Origin of the sequence: Mariniphaga sp., from assembly GCF_041687215.1 — a bacterium.
Classification (GTDB): domain Bacteria; phylum Bacteroidota; class Bacteroidia; order Bacteroidales; family Prolixibacteraceae; genus Mariniphaga.
In genome coordinates, this window is the sequence record NZ_JAWLCI010000125.1 from 1 (window position 1) to 3,052 (window position 3,052).

1 protein-coding gene and 1 pseudogene are annotated in these 3,052 nt (G+C 37.8%); both read left to right on the top strand.

Annotated elements, in window-relative coordinates; translation table 11 throughout:
* Positions 1–267: 267 nt before the first annotated feature.
* Positions 268–1,158: pseudogene (locus tag ACESMA_RS21430) on the top strand (SDR family oxidoreductase).
* 216 nt (positions 1,159–1,374) lie between these two features.
* Entirely contained in the window at positions 1,375–2,964 is a 1,590-nt protein-coding gene (locus tag ACESMA_RS21435) for a TonB-dependent receptor (RefSeq protein ID WP_372950929.1), read from the top strand.
* Positions 2,965–3,052 lie beyond the last annotated feature (88 nt).

A 3,052-nucleotide genomic window follows, 5' to 3' on the forward strand; every position in this document is an offset into this window, starting at 1 on the left:
GAGAATTGAAATTGAAAAGCTGGAAGAACAGAAAAAAACTGGAAGAACTCATTCAGTCAAATCAAAATTCATTGAGCACATAATTTTATTTTTCGACCTTAATAGTTAAAATGTTGCGTTCCAGTTAATTATTGTTTGTGTTTAGTTCAGAGCATCCCGATGCAATCGGGATATAACCTGAAAGCGTCTATTTTATAAAACAAAAAACATCCTTGAGATATCCTCATAAACTGTGGAAATGTTATTTCGAAACAGTCTCTTAAAACCATGGCACATCTTTTTATTTTAGGTGGAAATGGCGTATTGGGAAGCGCAACGGCAAAATTCTTCCTGAAAGAAGGGTTTAAGGTTTCTGTTCTGGTGAGGGACCCGGGCAAAGCTGCCGATCTTGAAAAAGCCGGGGCACTTGTGGTTCCCGGCGATATTACAAATCCTGAAGATGTGAAAAACATTTTCAAAAACGTTGATGTTGTGCTTACCTCCGCACATGGATTACTGGGCAGAGGCAAAGACAAATCGGAAAATGTGGACGACGCCGGGCACAGGCGTTTGATTGACGAGGCAAAAAACAGCGAGGTGAAACATTTCATTTATACCTCGGTTGTGAATGTTTCTGCTAATCATCCCATCGATTTTTAACGCACTAAATTCAAAATTGAACAGAACCTGAAAAAGAGCAGGCTGAATTATACTATACTTCGCCTGCCTGCTTTTATGGAGTGGCACGCCTATGAGTTTTCGGGTAAGAGTATTGTTGAGAAAGGAAAAGTATCCATTCTTGGCAAAGGGACAAATCCGATGAATTTTATTGCGGTTAAGGATATTGTGGCAACGCTGAAACTGGTTATACTAAATGAAGAATTTTACAACGAAACGGTTTCTCTGGGCGGACCTGAAAATCTCTCACGGAATGAAGTTGCTGAACGGTTTGGCAAAGCGTTAAAAATTCATCCAAAAATTAGTCATGTTCCCGCTGTAGTACTTAAATTTTTTGCGGTATTACTAAAACCGCTGCACCCCGGTTTTGCTAGAATAATGAAATTTACTTTATACACCGACACATCAAACCAGGTTCTTGATGAAAATTTTACCATTGCAAGGTTTGCTTTAAAACCCACTACCATTGATGAATTTATCCATTCGGTCACGGGAAAATAAAGCCTTTTGTGTCTTTTTATCCGCAAAGTAAAATAATTGAACTTTTAAGAAAAACAGAAAGCATATCCGTGGATTAATTTTGACTAAGTATCTCATTTAACGTCAAAATTTACCAAAATGAATTCAAAAATTACTTTTATTGATATTTTTCGGAAAAGCATTTTTCTTAATTCTTTTATTTTTCTTTTCGTAATTTTTCAAATAAAAGCCCAAGTCTTGGTAACGGGAGTAGTTATTTCCCCCGACAACAATGCAGTGCCTTTTGCCAATGTTTTGTTGCTACAACCTGCCGATTCAACTTTGGAAGCGGGAACAATAACCGGTGAAAACGGGAAGTTCAACCTTAAAATTAAACCGGGCGCCTACAATATTCATGTTTCGATGCTGGGCTATATTCCTTATAATTCATCAATAAATATTGGAGATTTACAGAAACAAGTTACACTCCCAACCATTTTACTTGCAGAAAATATACATGAACTGGACGAAGTTGTGGTTAACGGGAAACGTCCGGTGTTTGAAAAGGAGGCAGACCGAACCATCATCAATGTTCAGAACAGCGTTACTTCGGCAGGCAATACGGCTCTTGAAGTTCTTGAAAAAAGTCCGGGTGTGGTTGTAAACCGGCAAAACGGGAGCATAGCACTGAATGGAAAGTCAGGTGTTTTGGTAATGATTAATAACAAAGTGAATCGTTTGCCGCTGGATGCCGTGGTTCAGATGCTCGATGGCATGAGCGCGGCAAACATTGGTAAAATTGAGCTGATTACCAATCCTCCTGCCAAATACGATGCCGAAGGCAATGCAGGTATCATTCATATTGTAATGAAAGAAAATCCGGACATGGGAACAAACGGAAGTTTCGGACTTACCCTGGGTTACAATCAAGCCGAAATTCTGGGTGGAAATTTCAACTTAAATCACCGGAGTAAAAACTTTAATGCTTTCCTGAATTACTCCATTCGTCATGATTACAACCGGCATTTGTCTTATATGGAGAGATACCGGACCGTAAATGGATTTATTGAGTCTGATATCGACTCCAGCATCAGAAATCCAAATCTCACCATTCAAAATTTACATGCCGGAATGGAATTTATTCTGACAGAAAAAACTCTTATTCATGTTACCGCAACAGGTTATCAAAGAAACTGGGACAGTAAAAATTTTACCACAAATCTTTTTAATCCTTCAATAGATACGCTGGTAACTACTGAAAGGTCAGAAAGAGGAATTAATGTATGGAAAAACGCAGACATTGGAACAGGATTGAAACACAAATTTAATGACAATCAGGAAATCGGCTTGCTGTTCGACTATCTTTATTACCACAACAATAATCCGAATGAATACAATAATGAACGTCGGATAAATGATTCGCCTGTTACAGAAACGGAACAGATAAAAACAAATAAGAAAACACCGGTTGAATTTCTTATAGCCCATATTGACTATTCCGGCAAATTTAATGAGCAATTTACGTTGGAGGCCGGATTAAAAGGGTCCTGGTCTGAATTTACCAACGATGTAAGAGTTACCAGAATTACTGAAAATAAAACCATCATCGATCCCTTATTCACAAACTTCTCTTCGCTTGATGAAAAGATTTTTGCTGTTTATGGTTTGATGAACTGGAAATTAAGTGAAACCTGGAAAGTCAATGGAGGTTTGAGGTATGAACTTACAGATTCCTACCTGGGAAGTCCGGGCAAACCTGCCTTTCTTGATAAATCCTATGGTAATTTTTTTCCGAACCTGAATGTCACACATATTTTTAATGAAAACAAGAAACTTCATTTAGCCTGAATTATTCATAAAAAAAGGGAGTTTGTTACCTAAAAATAGCTGAATTATCAGTATTTTCAGGGTGTACAAAAACAAACATCCCGTAGCA